Annotated in this window: 15 protein-coding genes and 1 tRNA gene; 8 read left to right on the top strand and 8 right to left on the bottom strand. The window is 54.9% G+C overall.

All coding sequences use genetic code 11. The features are described from left to right. Positions 1-144: 144 nt before the first annotated feature. The 4 genes from AC27VO_RS10545 to AC27VO_RS10530 all read left to right on the top strand — a co-directional run bounded on the left by AC27VO_RS10545 (position 145) and on the right by AC27VO_RS10530 (position 2,906). On the top strand, positions 145-717 hold the full coding sequence (locus AC27VO_RS10545) for a helix-turn-helix domain-containing protein (protein ID WP_488666673.1): 573 nt from the start codon (positions 145-147) through the stop codon (positions 715-717). Continuing rightward, positions 714-1,979 carry a type II toxin-antitoxin system HipA family toxin gene (locus tag AC27VO_RS10540; protein ID WP_488666672.1) on the top strand — a complete coding sequence of 422 codons (1,266 nt, stop codon included), beginning with the start codon at positions 714-716 and terminating at the stop codon, positions 1,977-1,979. Before AC27VO_RS10545 ends, AC27VO_RS10540 begins: the two co-directional genes overlap by 4 nt. Positions 1,980-2,077: 98 nt before the next feature. After that, positions 2,078-2,242, top strand: a complete 165-nt coding sequence (locus tag AC27VO_RS10535; protein ID WP_488666671.1) for a hypothetical protein — start codon at positions 2,078-2,080, stop codon at positions 2,240-2,242. Positions 2,243-2,513: 271 nt separating this feature from the next. After that, a complete protein-coding gene (locus tag AC27VO_RS10530) occupies positions 2,514-2,906 on the top strand; it encodes a hypothetical protein (RefSeq protein WP_488666670.1) in 393 nt (130 codons plus the stop codon). Between the two features lie 195 nt (positions 2,907-3,101). On the opposite strand, the gene AC27VO_RS10525 is transcribed toward AC27VO_RS10530, so the two are convergent. Both AC27VO_RS10525 and AC27VO_RS10520 read right to left on the bottom strand, forming a co-directional pair. Then, positions 3,102-3,704 (bottom strand): hypothetical protein, encoded by a 603-nt coding sequence (locus AC27VO_RS10525; protein ID WP_488666669.1) that lies wholly within the window; start codon positions 3,702-3,704, stop codon positions 3,102-3,104. Positions 3,705-3,708: 4 nt separating this feature from the next. Further along, a complete protein-coding gene (locus AC27VO_RS10520) occupies positions 3,709-4,335 on the bottom strand; it encodes a hypothetical protein (protein WP_488666668.1) in 627 nt (208 codons plus the stop codon). Between the two features lie 368 nt (positions 4,336-4,703). On the opposite strand from AC27VO_RS10520, the gene AC27VO_RS10515 reads away from it, so the two are divergent. The 4 genes from AC27VO_RS10515 to AC27VO_RS10500 all read left to right on the top strand — a co-directional run bounded on the left by AC27VO_RS10515 (position 4,704) and on the right by AC27VO_RS10500 (position 7,007). Then, a complete protein-coding gene (locus AC27VO_RS10515) occupies positions 4,704-5,420 on the top strand; it encodes a BRO-N domain-containing protein (RefSeq protein WP_488666667.1) in 717 nt (238 codons plus the stop codon). A gap of 125 nt (positions 5,421-5,545) precedes the next feature. Continuing rightward, positions 5,546-5,776 (top strand): DUF4224 domain-containing protein, encoded by a 231-nt coding sequence (locus tag AC27VO_RS10510; RefSeq protein ID WP_488666666.1) that lies wholly within the window; start codon positions 5,546-5,548, stop codon positions 5,774-5,776. After that, positions 5,769-6,803: a tyrosine-type recombinase/integrase gene (locus AC27VO_RS10505; RefSeq protein ID WP_488666665.1), complete on the top strand. Its 1,035-nt coding sequence runs from the start codon at positions 5,769-5,771 to the stop codon at positions 6,801-6,803. The genes AC27VO_RS10510 and AC27VO_RS10505 overlap by 8 nt, the downstream gene beginning before the upstream one ends. 127 nt (positions 6,804-6,930) lie before the next feature. Continuing rightward, positions 6,931-7,007 (top strand) — tRNA-Arg (locus AC27VO_RS10500). A gap of 246 nt (positions 7,008-7,253) precedes the next feature. On the opposite strand, the gene pbpG is transcribed toward AC27VO_RS10500, so the two are convergent. From pbpG to AC27VO_RS10470, 6 genes are all read right to left on the bottom strand, one after another. Further along, positions 7,254-8,399, bottom strand: a complete 1,146-nt coding sequence (pbpG, locus tag AC27VO_RS10495) for a D-alanyl-D-alanine endopeptidase (RefSeq protein WP_488666664.1) — start codon at positions 8,397-8,399, stop codon at positions 7,254-7,256. A 294-nt stretch (positions 8,400-8,693) separates the two neighbouring features. Beyond that, entirely contained in the window at positions 8,694-10,361 is a 1,668-nt protein-coding gene (gene leuA, locus AC27VO_RS10490) for a 2-isopropylmalate synthase (RefSeq protein WP_488666783.1), read from the bottom strand. A gap of 229 nt (positions 10,362-10,590) precedes the next feature. Continuing rightward, positions 10,591-11,427 (bottom strand): CDP-diacylglycerol--serine O-phosphatidyltransferase, encoded by an 837-nt coding sequence (gene pssA / locus AC27VO_RS10485; protein WP_488666663.1) that lies wholly within the window; start codon positions 11,425-11,427, stop codon positions 10,591-10,593. A gap of 195 nt (positions 11,428-11,622) precedes the next feature. Then, positions 11,623-12,639: a ketol-acid reductoisomerase gene (gene ilvC, locus AC27VO_RS10480; protein WP_488666662.1), complete on the bottom strand. Its 1,017-nt coding sequence runs from the start codon at positions 12,637-12,639 to the stop codon at positions 11,623-11,625. A gap of 79 nt (positions 12,640-12,718) precedes the next feature. Then, complete coding sequence (gene ilvN / locus AC27VO_RS10475; RefSeq protein WP_314323491.1) at positions 12,719-13,210, bottom strand: acetolactate synthase small subunit; 492 nt, start codon at positions 13,208-13,210, stop codon at positions 12,719-12,721. A gap of 163 nt (positions 13,211-13,373) precedes the next feature. Continuing rightward, positions 13,374-15,161, bottom strand: a complete 1,788-nt coding sequence (locus AC27VO_RS10470; RefSeq protein ID WP_488666661.1) for an acetolactate synthase 3 catalytic subunit — start codon at positions 15,159-15,161, stop codon at positions 13,374-13,376. Positions 15,162-15,427: the final 266 nt, after the last annotated feature.

Raw genomic sequence — 15,427 nt, 5'->3', positions numbered from 1 at the left:
CTATGAATTTAATTTCAACTTAAAGCCGAAGCATCAACGTGCATCACAACAATAAATAATTCATAGATTTGCATGTTTTTGATAAAACACTAACATCTATGCATGCCACGACAAAACACATCACCTGCCGACTACCCACAAGCCGTGCTCCAGCAAATTGAGCAGCTGGCGCAAAACATCGTCATCGCCCGCAAACGGCGTGGAGAGTCGCAGGCGCAATGGGCCAAAAAGCTAGGCATCTCGCAACCCACCATGGCGCGCATTGAGCGGGGTGATCCATCCGTGGCCATGGCTTCGTACGTAATGTGCATGTGGCTCATCAACCAAGCTGGCGGACTGGCCGACCTGATCGCACCGCAGCACGACCATGCGGCGCTGGAGAAGGAAGTGGCCAAGGTGCGAACAAAGAAAAAGCCTGAGGTCTTACCAGCAAAGTCCACGCAAGCTCCTGCAATTTCCACTGAGCATGCGCTGCCTGTCGTGCAAAGAATGCCTAGCGTCCAGGTAGACAACGTTATGAAGAACTTGCCTGCTTTGCAACTTGGACAAGCGATAGCAAGGATGCCTGCCGTTCAGCTTGGCAGAGCCCTCCCCCCCGGCGTGAAGGCCGTAATGGACTTCCAAAATTCACCGACAGGGCGGCAGATCGCGGAAATGCATAAAAACTCCGCAGGCCTAGCCGCCCTCCTCGCCAAGTCAGACCCTAAAAAGAAATGACCCAACCCAACACCGTATCGCCCCGCACCTATGTGCCCCAAGACCGGCTCTACGTATGGGCCATGGTCAACCCTGCTGCGCCCACTTTGGTGGGCGAGGTAGGCCTGTCGCAGCTCGTCTCTGATTGCGCCACCTTCACCTACGCGCCGGAGTGGTGGAACTTTGCCCTCAGCGAAGACCTGCCCCTTATCCAAGGGCAAACCTTCACCACCGGCCAGAAAAACACCGCCCCCGGCGCCATTGACGATGCCCGCCCTGACCGCTGGGGCGAGCGCATCATCCGCCACATCGACCGCCCCGCGCGCCTGTCCATACTGGAAATGCTGCTCTTCGCCGGCGACGACCGCTTTGGCGCGCTGGGCATCTCCACCTCGGCAGAGGACTACACGCCGCGCTATTTCAGCCCCTACCCGCAGCTTGCGGATCTGGCACAACTGGCCAGCGCAGTCGAAGACGTGCAAAGCCAAACCCCGATCACCGCAGAAATACTACGGCTGATTCAGCCCGGCGTCTCACTGGGCGGCGCACGCCCCAAGGCGCTGCTGCAAACTGACAACGGCCCCTGCGTCATCAAATTCAGTGAGGTTGACGACCCCGTAGACACCCCGCTCATTGAGCACGCCACCATGACGCTGGCTGCCCAAGCTGGCCTGTACGTCGCCAACACTGCCGTGCTGCCGCTGCCCATGCGCCACGGCAAATTGCGCCATGCCCTCACCATTGAGCGGTTTGACCGCCTTGGCCCTTACCGTGTGCACTGCCAGTCTGCCCACACCGCCCTGCGCGCTGCCGGGCTGGAGCAAAGCTACAGCAACCTGGCCACCATCTTGCTGCGCCTGGGCCACCCAGACCGGCAAGCCGCCATGCGCGAAGAACTGTTCAAACGCATGGTCTTCAACATCCTCATGGACAACACCGACGACCACGAGCGCAACCACAGCATCAGCCTGAACCTGGCAGACGGCTACTACGACCTCACCCCTGCGTATGACGTTGTGCCCAGCCTGCAAAACCTTGGCTATCAACAACTGATCGTCGGCACCATGGGCGCAGAGTCCAGCATTGACAACGCCCTCACCCAAATCAACGAATACGGTATCAAAATGCCCCGCGCCGTTGAGCTGGTGCGGCAGGTGGCCACCACCGTTGACCAATGGGCTGCGCACTTCGCAGCACAGCGTGTCAGCGCATCAGACATGGAGCTACTCGCCGCCAGCATTGACCGCGATGCGCTCAGGCAACAAAGGCAAGCCTATCTGTAGCAGGCCGACCTAGCCTTTTTTCTTCACCCGCCAAAAAGCCCACCCGGAATGATTCCGCGTGGGCTTTGTTTTTGCTTTTTAACCAAGGAGAACTTCACATGCTCATCAAAGCACTACTGCCGCTGATTGCCGTTTTGAAATTCAAGTGTGACGGTCATTACGGCGAGCTGTTCGGCAAAGAGATTGCAACCGTCTACAAGAATTGCAAGGAAGAACTCAAGTGTCATCAGAAAGAGGCAAAGGCTGCGGCGAAAGCTGATTAATCAGCTCTTGCCGGAAGTCTGCCAAGCCCTTCGCATAGTCCGGGATACGGTTAGACGCCCCATCAGCTATGTATTTTGAGATGAGTAACTCAGGCTTGGTCGCCAGCACCATCTCAATATACCGATCAGCCAGCTCAGCTGCTGCCATCGAATTTGCGTCATGTGTCGTCATGGGTAGCCCTCTCGGGTTGAAGTTGCGGAACTTCAAACGTAGCCCGGGAGGGCAGCCCACCACCTGACTTAGCTCAACCTAACAATCCACTCACACTCCATGAAACAACCCAACACTGACCAAGCAGTAGAACTTGAAATCATCGGTACCCCATGGACGCCTGGCCCCTGGACAACTGGCCCGGCCCCACACGGCCACTGCCGCATATACAGCCAGGCAGAAACCCACGCCATAGCCCGCACCTACGGGCCGGAACTCAACCGCATTGGCATCTGCTCACTCACTGGGCCACAAAACGCGGCAGATGCAGCCTTGATTGCGCTGGCACCTGAAATGGCCAACGTCATGCTCAAGCTCAAAGCAGCCCTTACCCTTGATCAGGAAAGCTCTGAAAACTGCAGCGCGATGACGCGACTCATCACTGATGCCATGTGCGAAGCCTCTGAGCTAATTGACCGTTTAGTTGCTGCAACCACCGATATCAAGCACTAAAAAATCGAGCCGCTGCCATAAACACCCACTCTTATATCGTCGCAACACACAAGGCCATCTCTGCCGTCCTTCATTCTGGCAGCGGCCACCAAGTGCAACAACTGTTTGACATGTAGCACACGTCGCCTGACAAACAGAAATTTGTCTGCCTGCTGTGTACGCGGCTATTTCTGAAAGTATTAAAAATAAATAAAATCAAGGGCGATCAACTCTTTTGCAATACTTAAAATCAAATAAACCAAATTTATTATCAAATGAATCTTCTATTTTCCACAATTTCTTTTCCATCGACTCTATGGATTTATTAATATTTATTATCCTTAATCCTCTTTCATTATTATTCAGATAATAATTAATATCTCTATATTTATGAGATAAATCAATTTTCAACCTATATAATTCTTCAGAATCATGCTTATATTGCTCATCTTTTAATCGCATCAGAAGCGTGAATCGCATGAAAATTGCAGAAACCATAAAACCGGCACCAACTGGAATTAGTATATAGTCAAATATCTTAACTTGCGCCAAGTAACCGTATGCTATTTTTTTGTAAATTTCCTGTTTATCTGGACTAGCTGCTTTAGTTAAAGTATCCAATAAAACCAAAAAATCTGCTCCACTCAATGAAAGCAATGCGCCAGAAGTAGAAATAAAAATACCAATTGAGAAAATCCAAGCAGGCCTAAAAAGTAAAAAATTTGATACCGCATCATTAAAAAAGAAAACGGCAACTATAAGTACGATCGATAAAGCAGCGAAAAGCATCGACAAAACATAACCATCCATATAATTCATAATCTTAATCGTTCTTTTGTTTATAAATAATTTCGAATTTTTCTATGAGATTATTGCAATATGGCATAAAAGTATTCTTATATTTCTGAATTTCAATTCTAACCGCTTCCTTATTATTATCAACACTAATTCCATCAAACAGGAATTTCTCGTGCTTTTTTGCCACCTCGATATAGATTGAAAATGTAGAAATAAATTCTATTAGATCACCACTAATTTCTTCATGCAGAATTTTTGATGCTTCATTCTCTAAAGATGTAATATAAAAATAAGATGATCTTATTCTTGCAGCATAAACGCTTCCATTTAAAGGTACATCATCAAAGTCACGCTTAATTATGTGCAATATTCTTAATATCCACAGGATATGTTTATTTTTATTTAATAAATCATCTCTTTCCCGCTTATTCACACTATCAATATAAACAGTCAGAGCAATTGTAAAAGCAGCTATTGAACCTATTGCTTGAACCCAAGATGCCAAGCCCGAATGACCTTCAATCCAACATAAAACTAACGGACCAACAGCAGCCCACAAAAACCAAAGAACAAAAAATCCGATAAACACAGCCGATGCAATAAATGACTGTTCACGCGTCATTGGCCACGTTTTATTTTTCTTTTCGCTCATCTTCTCTCCCCTTGTCAGAAACTGTGACGAGGTTACACGAAGCACATATCTAGATGTTGCAGAGCAACGCAATCACAGTCGCATTCTGCGACTGGTAAGTCGTATACTTCTACCTGTCACGCCTGTAAAGCGTGATCGGGATTGGCGTCCCGAAGCAACTTCCTGCGGTGATGAAAAGCCGCACTTGTTCCCGCAGTCGTGCGGCTTTTTCGTCTGTGGCCCCAGTTTTATGGTGGCTCGGAGGGGGAGCCGTAAGGCTCGCCGGTTTGCCGCAGGGTTGCCCGGTACGCCAACCTCTTCGAGTCACCGCCCTTTGGTTGGCGTCAAAGGCGGTGGTTGTAGCAAACATGCAACCTACGGAGGCCGCAATGGCTGACATCACCCCTTTCAACTTCGGCATCTTTTCCGTTCGCGTCATCATCCGCGACAACCAACCTTGGTTTGTTGCCAACGACATCTGCAATGCTCTTGGCTACAGCAATGCCAGCAAAGCAATTGGCGACCATCTTGACGACGACGAACGCTCGACCATAACGAATAGTGAGAGTCGAAATGGTGGTGGCAAGTTGGTCATCATCAACGAGTCCGGCCTGTATGCCCTCGTCCTGCGAAGCCGCAAACCCGAGGCGCGCAAATTCGCAAAATGGGTCACCAGCGAGGTACTGCCCAGCATTCGCCAAACAGGCACCTATGGCCAGCCCAATCAAGAAACCACCAGTCGCATCGACTTAGCCCGCCAAATGGCCCACGCCGCCACGGCGCAGGTCTACCAAGCCGTGTTTGATGCGGTGCTTAAGGATGGGGAGCCGCCGCACTTCACCCGCCTGCTGCTGGGCTTTACCGGCAACAGCCACGAGCTGCGGCCGCACGTGCAAGCGCTGGAATCTGGCTCCATTGCCATGACGCTGCCGCAGCTGGCCAAGGCCATCCGCACTGATTTGATGGTGCCCGACACTGCCTTGGCCAACCTTGCCGCAGCCTGCACCCACCGCATGGCCGAGCGCGCTGAAGTTCAGGCACGCCGCGCAGCCACGCCAAGCGCTGCCACCAGCGGCTTTGGGCAAGGCAGCCTGCAACTGCGTTAGTTAGAAACATAAATTTATAGCTACTAGCGCTTGCCACATAAGCGCTAGAGCCACTTTTTACTTATACCCACAAACCCAGCCCGCCCGGTGCAAGCCGTGCGGGCTTTTCTTTTGGAGGAATAGCTATGGCCTTGTTTCTCACCCCTGACGAGATCAAAGAGCTAACCGGCATTGCAAAGGGCAAAAAGGGCAAACCCCGCGAGGTGTTGCAAGCCGCCGCACTGCGCACAATGCACATACCGTTTTACGTGAATGCGGCAGGCCGCCCCATAGTGGCACGTGCCGTGATTGAAGGTACAACCACCAAACAGGAGATGGCCCCAGCAGTGTGGGAGCCAGCATTTGCCCATGGTTAATTCAATGCCCAACTTCCGTGCCCGCAAACAGAAGTCGGGCAAAACGTATTACTACTTTGACACCGGCGCCAAGCCCCGCAAAGAGATTCCGCTGGGCAGTAACTACCGCGAGGCTGTCAAAAAATGGCTTGAGCTTTCTGCCCAGCCCCATCAAGGCCCGCAAGAGACGTTTGCCGACTTGGCGGATAAGTACGAGGCAGAAGTGCTTGCCACCAAAGCCAAGTCCACACAAAACACGCAACGCGGCGATCTTAAAAAGCTGCGTGATTTTTTCTGCAACCCCACGCCTGCACCGCTGGGTGCCATCAAGCCCAAGCACATCTACCAGTTGCTGCAATGGGCCAAAGACACGCCCACCACAGCCAACCGCTTGAAGCGCACGTTCAGCCACATGTTTAACATGGCACGCGCATGGGGCTGGACGGAGGCAGAGAACCCGTGCACCGGCATTGAAGGTCACGCACTGGGCAAGCGCAACATCTACATCACCGACGAGGTCTACCGCGCTGTGTACGCACAGGGCAGCAATGTGCTGCAGAACGCTATGGATTTGGCGTACCTCACAGGGCAACGCCCTGGCGATGTGCGCACGCTGACTGAGCAGGACATTCAAGACGGGCACCTGTTCATCAGGCAAAGCAAGACGAAAGCACCGCTGCGGTTTGTGATTGAGGGTGAGCTGGCCGCCCTGCTGGACCGCCTGGCCAAGCACAAAGAGCAGTGCAAACTGCACAGCTACAACCTGCTGACCAATAAGCAAGGCACCGCAGTCACGCCCATCACCCTGCGCAGGCACTTTGAAGATGCCCGCACCAAAGCTGCAGATGTGGCAAGCAAGGCTGGCAATCATGCATTGGCAGAAGCCATTCGGGCTTTTTGGTTCTACGACCTGCGCGCCAAGGCCGCCGATGACGTGGCCGACAGCCGTGGTGAGCAAGCTGCGGCCAACCAACTTGGCCACACATCCATCAACACAACCAAGCGCCACTACCTAAGACGCGGCACAAGGGTGAAACCGACCAAATGAGGCCCGCATTTCCGGCATAATAACTACCAGTCATGAAAGTGGCAGATTTGACAAATGCGGAGCGCTCCGCACTTTTAGGAGAATCTGCTATTCTTTATGAAGCTAGAAACCTAGCAAACTAAATGCGGTGGCGTTAGCTCAGTTGGATAGAGCAACAGCCTTCTAAGCTGTGGGTCACTGGTTCGATTCCAGTACGCCGCGCCACACACGCATCACCAGCCGCACCATGCACATGGCGCGGCTTTTTTCATGGGCCTGCGCTTGCAGGATGCATCGCGTAGCCAGCCAGCTCTGGTATGCCGCGCCCATCTTGCGTGCAGCATTCACAAACAAAAAAAGAGAGCGGCTAGCGCTTGTATTTCAATGGATTCAAGGTCATTTCACCCTAAAACCCATTCAACACCTGCGCTAGCTGCTCTCTTTTTCTAGATCACAGCGAGTGGCTGGACTTTATTTGCTGGCCGCCAGCATGTGCTTGTCACCCAGATTCTCCACCCAGTGGCGCACACGTTCTGCATCGCCCTGGCGGCTGTATTTACCCATGGAATCCAGAAACACCATGATCAGCTTGCGGCCCGCGACTTCCGCCTGCATGACCAGGCAACGGCCTGCTTCGGAGATGTAGCCCGTCTTTTGCAAACCGATGTCCCAGCGCTCACTCCGGACCAAGCTGTTGGTGTTGTTGAACTGCAGCATGCGGTTGCCCACGGCCACTTCATGGCTGGGCGAGGTAGACAGCTGACGCACCAAGGTATTGCCGTGTGCCACGTTCACCAGCGTCGCCAGATCGTGCGCGCTGGACTGGTTGCGGCTGGACAGGCCAGTGGGCTCCACATACTGCGTCTCGCTCATGCCCAGCAGCTTGGCCTTGTTGTTCATCAGCTGAACAAAGTGTTCCAGACCACCGGGATAGGTACGCCCCAGCGCGTGCGCAGCACGGTTTTCGCTGGACATCAGCGCCAGGTGCAGCATTTCGCCACGCGACAGCTGGGTGCCCACGCGCAAGCGTGAGCTGCTGTGCTTTTCGGTATCCACATCGTCTTGCGTGATGGTGATGATTTCATCCATGGGCAAGTGCGCTTCGGAAATCAGCAAGCCCGTCATGAGCTTGGTGATGGAGGCAATGGGCAAGACCGCGTGGTCGTTCTTGCTCAATAACACCTCTTTCGTGTCCTGGTCCAGTACCAGGGCCACACTGGATTTCAGCTCCAGCGGATCCGCCACCTGGTGCAGACCTGCCATCTGACCAAACGAAGGCCGCGCCACCGCCACGGCGGCGGCACCTGCGGCAGCGACGGCGACCGCACGGGTTGCCGTCGCCTTGCGAGCCACCTTGCTGCCAGACTTGGCGGAGCTAGCGGCCACAGCCCTGCGGCTGGTGGACGATGCGCGATTACTCTTTTGGGCCACGACTTTTTTCGTGGCAGATGCCTTCGCTACCGGCTTTTTCTGCGCCGAAGCGGCGGCAGTTGCTTGCTTTTTCGTCGGAGCCTTTTTGGCGGCGTAAGCGGCTGGTGAAGCCAAAGCACAACTCAAAGTCAGAAAAGCCAGTGCCTTGGCCATTCGACGAGACGCAAACGAGAATCGGTGGTGCATGCAAGTGCTCCGCGCAACAAACAACAAGGGAGTGCCGGTGACCACGCACAAAGTCGTGCAACTTACAGATGCACACGTTTGCGGAGTGGTGAATGCCCAAATTATAGGCCTGCACCTACCGTTTGTAGCACCTAGTGAGCGCTCATTTCTAATTATTTGAGAGCAAGCAATACAGGCGGCACCGAACTTGGCCCAAGCACTACCGCCTGTCTGACCTGCGGATTTCACAATCCGGCAAGTCAGTAGCCGGACGGCACTTGTATGATCCATGCAAACTGCCGCCCGTATCGCGCCTTAAGCTGTTGCTGTTTGTGCCGCAGTTACGCGGCGCAGGCCCGACAAGATGGCACGAATCGATGCCGAAACAATGTTGGCATCCATGCCCACACCAAACACCGTGTGACCGTCATCCACACGCACTTCCACATAGGCCACGGCTTGGGCATTGGCGCCCTCACCCACGGCATGCTCGGTGTAATTCATCACGCGCACCTGGCGGCCCAGCGATTGCGACAACGCCTGCACAAACGCATCAATAGGACCGGTGCCCGCACCTTCCAAGATGCGCTCTTGGCCATCCCAGTTGAGCTTGGCGTTTAAGGTCACCACACCATCTTCCTCGGCCAGACGGTATTGGGGTGCCTGCGCCACATCCATGGCGAATTCCTTGCGGAAAATCTTCCACAAATCAGCCGCGGTGAACTCGGTGCCCAAAGCATCCATTTCTTGCTGCACCACTTGCGAGAATTCAATCTGCAGACGGCGAGGCAATTGCAAGCCGTACTCAGCTTCGAGCAGGTACGAGATACCGCCCTTGCCCGACTGGCTGTTCACGCGGATCACTGCCTCATAGCTGCGCCCCAGATCCTTGGGGTCAATCGGCAAGTAAGGCATATCCCAGATGTCACCTTCTTGGCGTGCCGAGAAGGCTTTCTTGATCGCGTCCTGGTGCGAACCAGAGAACGAGGTGTACACCAACTCACCCACATAGGGGTGACGTGGGTGCACAGGCAACTGGTTGCAATACTCCACGGTGGCACGGATGCCGTCAATGTCCGAGAAATCCAAACCCGGGTTGATGCCCTGGATGTACATATTCAAGGCAACATTCACCACATCCAGGTTGCCGGTGCGCTCACCATTGCCGAATAAGCAGCCTTCCAGGCGATCCGCGCCGGCCAGCAAAGCCATTTCTGCGGTGGCTGTGCCAGTGCCGCGATCGTTGTGCGGGTGAACCGACAGCACGATGGAATCACGGCGCTGCAAGTTGCGGTGCGTCCACTCCACCATGTCGGCAAAGATGTTGGGGCTGGAGTGCTCCACCGTGGTGGGCAAGTTGATGATGCACTTCTTCTGGGGTGTGGGCTGCCAAACTTCAGTGACGGCATCGACCACACGCTTGGAGAACTCCACCTCGGTGTCCGAATACATTTCGGGTGAGTACTCGAACGTCCAGTCGGTCGTGGGGTGCTCGGCAGCGATGTCCTTGAACAATTGGGCGTTGGTGCGCGCCAACTCGACAATTTCATCTTCACTCATACCCAGCACCACGCGGCGCATCACCGGTGCAGTGGCGTTGTACAGGTGAACGATGGCGCGTGGCACGCCTTCCAAGGCTTCAAATGTGCGACGAATCAGGTGTTCACGCGCTTGGGTCAGCACCTGCACGGTCACGTCATCGGGAATGCGCTTTTCCTCGATGAGCTTGCGCATGAAATCAAACTCAATTTGGGAAGCCGAAGGAAAGCCCACTTCGATTTCCTTGAAGCCGATTTTGACCAGCTGTTCGAACATGCGAATCTTGCGTTCGATGTCCATGGGCTCAATCAGCGCCTGGTTGCCATCGCGCAAATCCACGCTGCACCAGACGGGAGGCTTGCTGATGGTGGCATCAGGCCAGGTGCGATCGGTCAGGCGTACCGGGACAAAAGGCTGGTACTTGCTAGCTGGGTTCTGCAACATCGACATAGGAGCTCTCTTTCGTGATTCAAGAAAATTCGACCTGGTCCCAGCAACCCCAAAAACAAAACGGCCCGTCGCTGGAAGCTACGGGCCGTGGAAGTAGGGTGTTGTACGCGCGCGCTACTCTATCTGCCCGTTGGACATGATGGTTAGTAGTAGGGCTAGCGACAGGTTTTGCATGCGGGCAACTCTAGCACAGTTTTTTGAAATAGGGTTTCCGCGTTTTTGCTTAGTGGTGCAGGCCACGTTCCTCGGGCTCATCCTTGGAAGTGCTGATCACGCTGGTTTGCTGCCCCTTGGACTTGCGCACCAAATACACCACATAACCACTGAAACCATAGAGCGCAAAGACGGCAAACAGCACCGTAGGTGTATGAATATTGATGATGGCAATGGCCAGCACAATCAAAATAATCACCGCAAACGGCACGCTGCGCTTCATGTTCACATCTTTGAAACTGTAGAAAGGCACGTTGGTCACCATCGTCAAGCCCGAATACAGCGTCAAGAAGAACATCACCCACATCATCTGCACCCAGGTCAGCATGCCATCTTCACCGCGCACCACACCGTAGTCGTTGAGCACCCACATAAAGCCGACCACCAGCGCCGCAGCAGCAGGTGATGGCAGGCCCTGGAACCAGCGCTTATCCACCACACCGGTGTTCACGTTAAAACGTGCCAGGCGCAAGGCTGCACAGGAGCAGTACACAAAGGCTGCGATCCAGCCCCAGCGCCCCAGACCTTTGAGCGCCCATTCATAGGCCACCAATGCAGGCGCAACACCAAACGACACCATGTCGCACAGTGAATCCATCTGCTCGCCGAACGCGCTTTGCGTGTTGGTCATACGCGCCACACGGCCGTCCAGGCTATCGAGCACCATGGCGCAAAACACACCGATGGCAGCCAGATCAAAGCGACCATTCATGGCCATCACGATGGCGTAGAAGCCACCAAACAATGCAGCCAGTGTGAACAAGTTCGGCAGGATGTAAATGCCTTTGCGGCGCTTGCGAATCACTACGCCGTTGTCGCCAGTTTGGGCGTCATTGCTGTCATGCATGAAATGCACCTCCAGTGCGCTGCTCCGTCAAACATCAGGGCAGCTATTAAAACCATAGTATTTTACGCAGACCGCATGCGCGGCTGACCTGTTGCCAGTGTATCGCTGCGCCGCGCACACACGCAAAGAAAAAGGCCACTGCGCGTGCAGTGGCCTTCATATTTCGCCCGAAAAGTGTCGGGCGCTATCTGTGCATTAGTTGCGCGACTGGTCCACCAGCTTGTTCTTGGCAATCCAAGGCATCATGGAACGCAGCTGGCCACCGACTTGCTCAATGGCGTGGTCGGCGTTTTGGCGACGGCGGGCCGTCATCGATGGGTAGTTCAGGCGACCTTCGCTGATGAACATCTTGGCGTATTCACCGCTTTGGATGCGCTTCAGAGCGTTGCGCATGGCCTTGCGCGACTCTTCGTTGATGACTTCTGGGCCGGTCACGTACTCACCATACTCGGCGTTGTTCGAGATGGAGTAGTTCATGTTGGCAATGCCGCCTTCGTACATCAGGTCGACGATCAGCTTCAGCTCGTGCAGGCACTCGAAGTACGCCATTTCAGGGGCGTAGCCAGCTTCGGTCAGGGTCTCGAAGCCCATCTTCACCAGTTCCACCGCGCCGCCGCACAGCACGGCTTGCTCGCCGAACAGGTCGGTCTCGGTTTCTTCCTTGAAGTTGGTTTCGATGATGCCGCCCTTGCCGCCGCCGTTGGCAGAAGCGTAGGACAGTGCCACATCACGCGCCTTGCCAGACTTGTCTTGGTAGATGGCGATCAGGGAAGGCACACCGCCGCCCTTCAGGTACTCGGAGCGCACAGTGTGGCCTGGGCCCTTGGGGGCAACCATGATCACGTCCAGGTCAGCGCGGGGCACGACTTGGTTGTAGTGCACGTTAAAGCCGTGGGCGAAAGCCAGCGTTGCGCCAGGCTTGATGTTGGGCTCCACGTTGTTCTTGTACACCTCAGGGATGTTTTCGTCGGGCAGCAAGATCATGACCACGTCGGCAGCCTTCACCGCGTCGTTCACTTCCATCACGGTCAGGCCAGCCTTGCCAACCTTGTCCCAGGAAGCGCCACCCTTGCGCAGACCCACGATGACCTTCACGCCACTTTCGTTCAGGTTTTGCGCGTGGGCATGGCCCTGGCTGCCGTAACCGATGATGGCCACGGTCTTACCCTTGATCAGGCTCAGGTCACAGTCTTTGTCGTAGAAAACTTTCATGCTTGGCTCCAGTTGTTCCCAGTGTTGTTATGGGGGGTGTAAAACGTTGTTCAAAAATCAGTGTAAGCGGCAAACTGCCTCAGACACGCAAGATGCGCTCGCCGCGACCAATGCCTGATGCACCGGTGCGCACGGTCTCCAAAATCGCTGTGCGGTCAATGCCTTGCAAGAAAGCATCGTTCTTGGACTGGTCGCCCGTCAGCTCAATCGTGTAGCTTTTTTCCGTCACGTCGATGATGCGGCCGCGGAAAATATCCGCCATGCGCTTCATCTCTTCGCGCTCCTTGCCCACCGCGCGCACTTTCACCATCATCAGCTCGCGCTCGGTGTAGGCACCTTCGGTCAGGTCCACCACTTTCACGACTTCAATCAGGCGATTCAGGTGCTTGGTGATTTGCTCAATGATGTCATCCGAGCCCGTGGTCTGGATGGTCATGCGCGACAGCGACGGGTCTTCCGTCGGCGCCACGGTGAGCGATTCAATGTTGTAGCCGCGGGCCGAAAACAGGCCAACCACGCGTGACAAGGCTCCAGGCTCGTTTTCGAGCAGCACGGCAATGATGTGTTTCATATCCAGATCCCTCTTTTCGCTGCCCTCCCCTGTGACCGGTAAGTCACAGGCTTGGCACACAATAGATTCGTCAAAATGAGAGCGCTTAGCGCAGATTCAATCTGCTTTTGCGCACTGAATGACTTGAAAAACCGCTGCCAGCTTGCGCTAGCAGCTCTTGTTTTTACAGGTCGTCAGGGCCCAGCAGCATCTCGGTGATGCCCTTGCCCGCTTGCACCATCGGGAACACGTTCTCGGTGGGGTCGGTGCGGAAGTCGATGAACACGCACTTGTTCTCTTCGCGGGCAATGCGGCGCGCTTCGATCAAAGCGGCCTCCACCTGCGAAGGATCTTCCACCAAGATACCTGCGTGGCCAAAGGCTTCGGCCAGCTTCACGAAGTCGGGCAACGAATCCATGTAGCTGCTGGAGTAGCGTCCCGAGTATTCAATCTGCTGCCACTGGCGCACCATGCCCAGGAAGCGGTTGTTCAGCGCGCAGATGATGACCGGCGTGTTGTACTGGCGGCAAGTGGCCAGCTCTTGGATGTTCATCTGAATCGAGCCTTCGCCCGTGATACAGAATACTTCCGCTTGCGGCTTGGCCAGCTTGATACCCATGGCATACGGTAGGCCCACACCCATGGTGCCCAGACCGCCGGAGTTGATCCAGCGACGTGGCTCATCAAAGCGGTAGTACTGCGCCGCCCACATCTGGTGCTGACCCACGTCAGACGTGATGTACACGTCTTCACCCTGGGTCATGTTGAACAAGGTGTCCACCACCGCCTGGGGCTTGATCACTTCCTTGTTGGTGCGATCAAACTGCAGGCAATCGCGGCTGCGCCAAGCTTCAATCTGCTTCCACCACTGCGCCAGCGCACCTTCGTCAGGGCGGGTCGTGGTTTCTTTGATCATGGCGATCAACTCGGTCAGCACGTCCTTGACGTCGCCGACGATTGGCACATCCACCTTCACACGCTTGGAAATCGACGATGGGTCGATGTCGATGTGAATGATCTTGCGCTCGGCCGACATGAAGTGCTTGGGGTTGCCAATCACGCGGTCGTCAAAACGGGCACCCACGGCCAACAGCACATCGCAGTTCTGCATGGTGTTGTTGGCCTCGATCGTGCCATGCATGCCCAGCATGCCCAGGTACTTGCGATCACTGGCGGGGTAAGCACCCAGCCCCATCAAAGTGTGCGTGACGGGGTAACCCAGCATGTCGACCAGGGTACGCAGCTCTGGGCTGGCGTTGCCCAGCAACACGCCACCACCGGTATAGATATAGGGGCGCTTGGCCGCCAGCAGCAATTGCAGCGCCTTGCGAATCTGGCCAGAGTGGCCCTTCTTCACCGGGTTGTACGAGCGCATCTCCACCGAGCTGGGGTAACCGCTGTACGGCGCCTTTTTGAAGGACACATCCTTCGGAATGTCCACCACCACAGGGCCGGGACGGCCTGTGCGCGCCACATGAAAAGCTTTTTTCATGACGGCCGCCAGATCACGCACATCCTTAACCAGGAAGTTGTGCTTGACGATGGGGCGGGTAATACCGACGGTATCGCACTCCTGGAACGCATCGGTGCCGATCGCCGCCACCGAGGTTTGACCGCTGATCACCACCAGCGGGATGGAGTCTGTGTATGCCGTAGCAATGCCGGTCACCGCATTGGTCAGGCCAGGGCCTGATGTCACCAGCGCCACGCCCACTTCACCGGTCGCGCGCGCAAAGCCGTCGGCGGCGTGCACGGCAGCCTGCTCGTGGCGCACCAGAACGTGTTCAATGCTGTCTTGTTTGTACAGTGCGTCGTAGATATAGAGCACTGCGCCGCCAGGGTAGCCCCACAGGTGTTTCACACCTTCTGCTTGAAGCGCCTTGACGAGAATTTCTGCCCCCATCAAATCTTGGGTGGCAGTGTGCGAAGAAGCAGCCGCTGCATTGGCTTGCTCTGCTTTGGAGATTTCCATGATCAACCTTTGCGAATTTCTCTAACGAAAAACCTTGGGTGCCCCTCGCTCGAGTCCTTGTGGGACTGTCTTGGGACTTAAGGCCAAAGGACATGAGCGAGATGGTGTACGCCGGACCTTGACCCGTTTGCCTTGATTAATTGCAAGAAATGATTATGGCACTGCAACATACGGTTTGGCTAACGCTTTTTAGGCGGTTTGCCAACGCAATGCGATAATGAACGCCTTTGCCGCGCACTGCTTGCACCGTTTGATGCCAGCGGCTG

The sequence above is a fragment of the Comamonas sp. 14P8.1.4 genome, assembly GCF_057799285.1.
This window is presented reverse-complemented; position numbering and strand designations above follow the sequence as displayed.